Raw genomic sequence first — 3950 nt, forward strand, 5'->3', positions numbered from 1 at the left:
GAGCACGTCGGCTGCGGTTTCCCGGCCGTTGTGGCGGCCGGTCAGTACGGTGATGCAACCGTCGCCGCGGCCCCAGCGGAACGTCAGATCAGTCGCGGGTTCGTGGTGCCAGATGCACGGCAGGCCGTACGCCCGCGGTGTCGTGGGAGTTCCCATCGCGGGTGTGTTCCGACCGGCCATGCTCGCCTCCTCGCGGGAGGCGGGCCGGTTCGTACTGCCGGATCGGCCCGCCTTGCAGTCTGATCGCGAGACAGTAGCACGTGAGTGATGTGCCGCTAGCTTGCACATAAAGGAATCCCCGGCGCTCGACGCGCCGGGGATTCCGGATGGGCTCGAACTGCGGTCAGTCCCGGAAGCGGTCGTCCTTCACCGCGTTCGTGAAGGCGATGAACTGGCGGCCGCTCAGCGCGAGGATCGGCGAGTCGTCACCGAGCTTGGAATCACGGATCGCCGCACCCTGTGGCGCGGGCGAGGTCTCCACGCACTGCTCGGACGGGGCGCTGCGCGAAGATTTCTTCCATGTGTAGGTCACAGTCGTCTCCTTCAGGCATCGGTCTCGTACCGCGACCGGAGTGTAGCCAGATATGAACGACTTTCAGCTGCGCCCAAGGCAGCCTGCTGGAACTGCCCGAAGAGCCGATTCAGCTCACCCGTCTGTTCGGAGCCGTCCACGATGTGACCCGCCAGCGGTGAATCGACGAACGCGACGTCGCCGTGCTGCGGGAACCGGAGCACCGAGAAGCCGCATTGCAGCGTCGTATGGTCGGCTGCGTTCAGCGGCAACAGATGGATGCGGATGTTCTCCCGCTTCGACATGGCGATCAAGTGATCGACCTGCTCTGCCATGACCCGTTCGCTGCCCATGGTGCGGAGGAACGCTTCCTCTGCGATCACCACGTGCAGGACGAGCGGGTCGTCCTCGTCGAGCCGTTCCTGCCGTCGCGCGCGGGCATCGACGTGGTTCTCGACGACCAGCGGACTCAACGGCGTCCGGGCCGTTCGGTGTAGTGCGCGGGAGTATTCGCGGGTTTGCAGCAGTCCCGGGATCATGGTGATCTCGAAGTTGAAGGCCTCGACCGCGTCCGCCTCGAAACCGACGTACGGCTCGAACGTCGACGGCAGCTTGTGCAGCGTCCACCAGCCGCTCTTGTTGCTGTCCGCGCGCATCTGCTCGACGTGCAGTCGCTCTTCGTCGTCCACGCCGTAGGCGTCGAGCAGCTGCTCCAGCTTCTCCTTGCTGGGCCGGGACCGCGCCATTTCCCAGTGGCCGATCGCACTGCGGTGAATGCCCAGATGCTTGGCCACCTGCTGCTGATCGACGCCGGTCTTCTCCCGGAACTCGCGGAGGAGGCGCGCAAGCCTCAACTGTCGAGCGTTCGCCATGTCCGGCCCTACCTCTTCCATCCGTTCGAGTGATCGCGCAATCCGACCTGCGGCTAGTAGCGTGCTAGCAATCGCAATCCAGCGATGGTCAGTGTAGATCACTACGGAACGTACCGAGAAGGAGCTGTGCGTGAGCAACCGGGCCACGGTCGCGTGGGGAAGAAGCGCGGAACAGCAGGTCGACGCCGACACCGCAAATGTCCTGTGTGGACAGTGTACGCGCGGATCGATCGGTGCTGCGGAACGGCGGTGCGCAACGTGTGCGAGGGCGAAGAAATCGTGCTCCATGGCGGGGATTTCGCACGGCCCGGTGCCGCCGCACCCGTCGAGCCGCGCGCTTGGGCCACCGGACCGCGAGACGCGGAATGGCATTGTGTCGTCCGGTGTGCTTTCGGATCCCTGCGATGTCTCTGCGGCCACTACGTGCGCGGTCCCGTTCATCTTCGGCGTACCGAGCCCGCGGCGGGCGAACTGGGCCGCTCGCTGTGCGCGGCGGCCGAAGCCGAGCTAGCGCGCGAAAACCCGGGCGACCCGCGGCCCGGCCGAACGCGGACGCTCTGAACGGCGGTGCCCTGAACGGCGGTGCCCTGAACGGGACGCCCGGAACGGTGGCGCCCGGAACGTCAGCGCCCTGAACATCAGCGCGCTGCCGCGGCCGAATTCACGTCGACGCGAAGCCCCACCTCGACTCCGCCTCACCCCGGAGGCGGTGACCCGCGCGGCGGTATCCCCGACCCCGCGCGGACCGACCGGCCGGTGCCTGCACTCCGATCCCTCCCCCAAGGGCACCGGCCGGTCACCCCTAGCCGGAACCCGCGCGGACTCAAGGAGTGAACGGACCGTTGGTCCCAATAGATTGGGCGAAAGTTCCGTTCACTCCAAGCGAACCGCTCACTCCACCCGACTGGGGGCTCCGGCGCCCAGGTTCTCCCGCAGCGTCGTGCCGGTGTATTCGGTGCGGAACACACCGCGCTCCTGCAGCAGCGGGACCACGCGGTCCACGACCTCGTCCAGCCCGGACGGGCTGACGTGCGAGCCGAGGATGAAACCGTCCACCGCGTCGGCCTGCACGTAGCGGTCGATCTCGGTGGCGACGTGATCGGGCGTGCCGACGAACACCGCGCGGTCGAAGACCTTCGTGACGACCTCCCGCAGGGACAATCCTTCGGCCTTGCCGAGCGCGCGCCAAGACTCGGCGGTGGCCTGCGGATCCTGCGACAGCGGTGCGCGGCCGCGAATCCACTTGGGAGCTTCCGGCGTCGGATCCACATCCGGCACCGGGCCGTCCGGGTCGAACTCGGACAGGTCCCGGTTCCAGATCGTCTCGGCCAGCACGATCGCGGTGAACGGGTCGACCTGGCGGCTGCGAACATCGGCGTGCCGGTCGCGGGCTTCGGCTGCGGTGTCGCCGAGGATGACGCCCGCCGATGGCAGGATCTTGACCTGCGAAGGCTCCCGGCCCGCCTTGGCGACCCGAGCCTTGACGTCGGCGTAGAACTCGCGCGCCTGGTCGAACTCCTGGTACCGCGAGAAGATCGCATCCGAGTGCTGGGCGGCGAAATCCCGCCCGGCAGGCGACTCCCCGGCCTGCAAGATGACCGGATGACCCTGCGGCGGGCGGGGAGTGGAGAACCGCCCGGCGATGTCGAACTGCTCGCCGCGGAACTCGAAGTCGCCCACGTGCTCGTCGCGCAGGAACCGCCCCGCGTCCCGGTCGGCGACCACGGCCTCCGGACCCCACGAGTCCCACAGCCTGCGCACCGCTTCGAGCGTTTCCCCGGCCCGCTCGTAGCGCTGCGAGCGGTGCAGGAACCCGCCGCGCCGGAAGTTCTCCCCGGTGTCGGCGTCGAAGCTGGTCACCACGTTCCACGCGGCCCGGCCGCCGGAGAGCAGGTCCAGCGTGGCGAACTTGCGCGCCAGCTCGTAGGGCTCGTTGAACGTCGAGTTGATGGTGCCCGCGAGTCCGATGTGCTCGGTGATCGCGGCCAGCGAGGACAGCACCGTGAACGTGTCCGGCCGTCCCACCACGTCCTGGTCGAAGACCTGTCCGCCGCGGGTGCGCAACCGCAGCCCCTCGGCCAGGAACAGCAGGTCCAGCTTGCCGCGCTCGGCCGTTTCGGCCCAGTGCGCGTAGGACTCGAAGTCGATGTGGCTGCCGGAAGCCGGATCGCTCCACACCGTGTCGTGGTTGACGCCCGGGAAGTACGCGCCCAGGATGATCTGCTTGCTCATCACGCCACCTCCACGGCGTAGCGGCTGGACTGCCGGGGCAGGCCGAAGCGTTCGCGCAGGGTCTCCGCGCCGTAGCCGGTGCGGAAGCTCCCGCGCCGGTGCAGCTCCGGCACGAGCCGGTCGACGATCGCGTCGAGGTCGAGCGGCAGCACCGCGGGGCGCAGGCGGAAACCTTCGATGCCCGCGATTCGCCATTCCTCCAGCAGATCCGCCAGTTGCGGAGCATCGCCGGAGAACACCGCGGCGTCCGAGCGCAACGGCTCACCGGCGAGTTCGTCGAGCCGCGCCAGCCGCCGCCGCGCGGCCGGGGCGTCGGCGTCGAGCGCGACCACCAC

4 protein-coding genes and 1 pseudogene are annotated in these 3950 nt (G+C 68.5%); all 5 read right to left on the reverse strand.

What is annotated here, in order from left to right; genetic code table 11:
- Positions 1 to 180, reverse strand: a 180-nt coding sequence (locus tag IJH84_RS19775) for a hypothetical protein (protein WP_295147344.1), incomplete at its 3' end; no start/stop codon positions are given.
- A gap of 163 nt (positions 181 to 343) precedes the next feature.
- Positions 344 to 532: a DUF397 domain-containing protein gene (locus tag IJH84_RS19780; protein WP_295147347.1), complete on the reverse strand. Its 189-nt coding sequence runs from the start codon at positions 530 to 532 to the stop codon at positions 344 to 346.
- Positions 533 to 543: 11 nt separating this feature from the next.
- The gene (locus IJH84_RS19785) at positions 544 to 1383 is read right to left on the reverse strand and encodes a helix-turn-helix transcriptional regulator (protein ID WP_295147350.1); all 840 of its coding nucleotides are present in this window, start codon (positions 1381 to 1383) and stop codon (positions 544 to 546) included.
- An 891-nt stretch (positions 1384 to 2274) separates the two neighbouring features.
- Positions 2275 to 3615, reverse strand: a complete 1341-nt coding sequence (locus IJH84_RS19790; protein WP_295147353.1) for an NtaA/DmoA family FMN-dependent monooxygenase — start codon at positions 3613 to 3615, stop codon at positions 2275 to 2277.
- Positions 3615 to 3950: pseudogene (locus IJH84_RS19795) on the reverse strand (FMNH2-dependent monooxygenase); the annotation flags it as partial. The gene IJH84_RS19790 and the pseudogene IJH84_RS19795, both read right to left, overlap by 1 nt.

It is taken from the genome of Saccharopolyspora sp., assembly GCF_017434145.1.
Lineage (GTDB): Bacteria > Actinomycetota > Actinomycetes > Mycobacteriales > Pseudonocardiaceae > Saccharopolyspora_C > Saccharopolyspora_C galaxeae.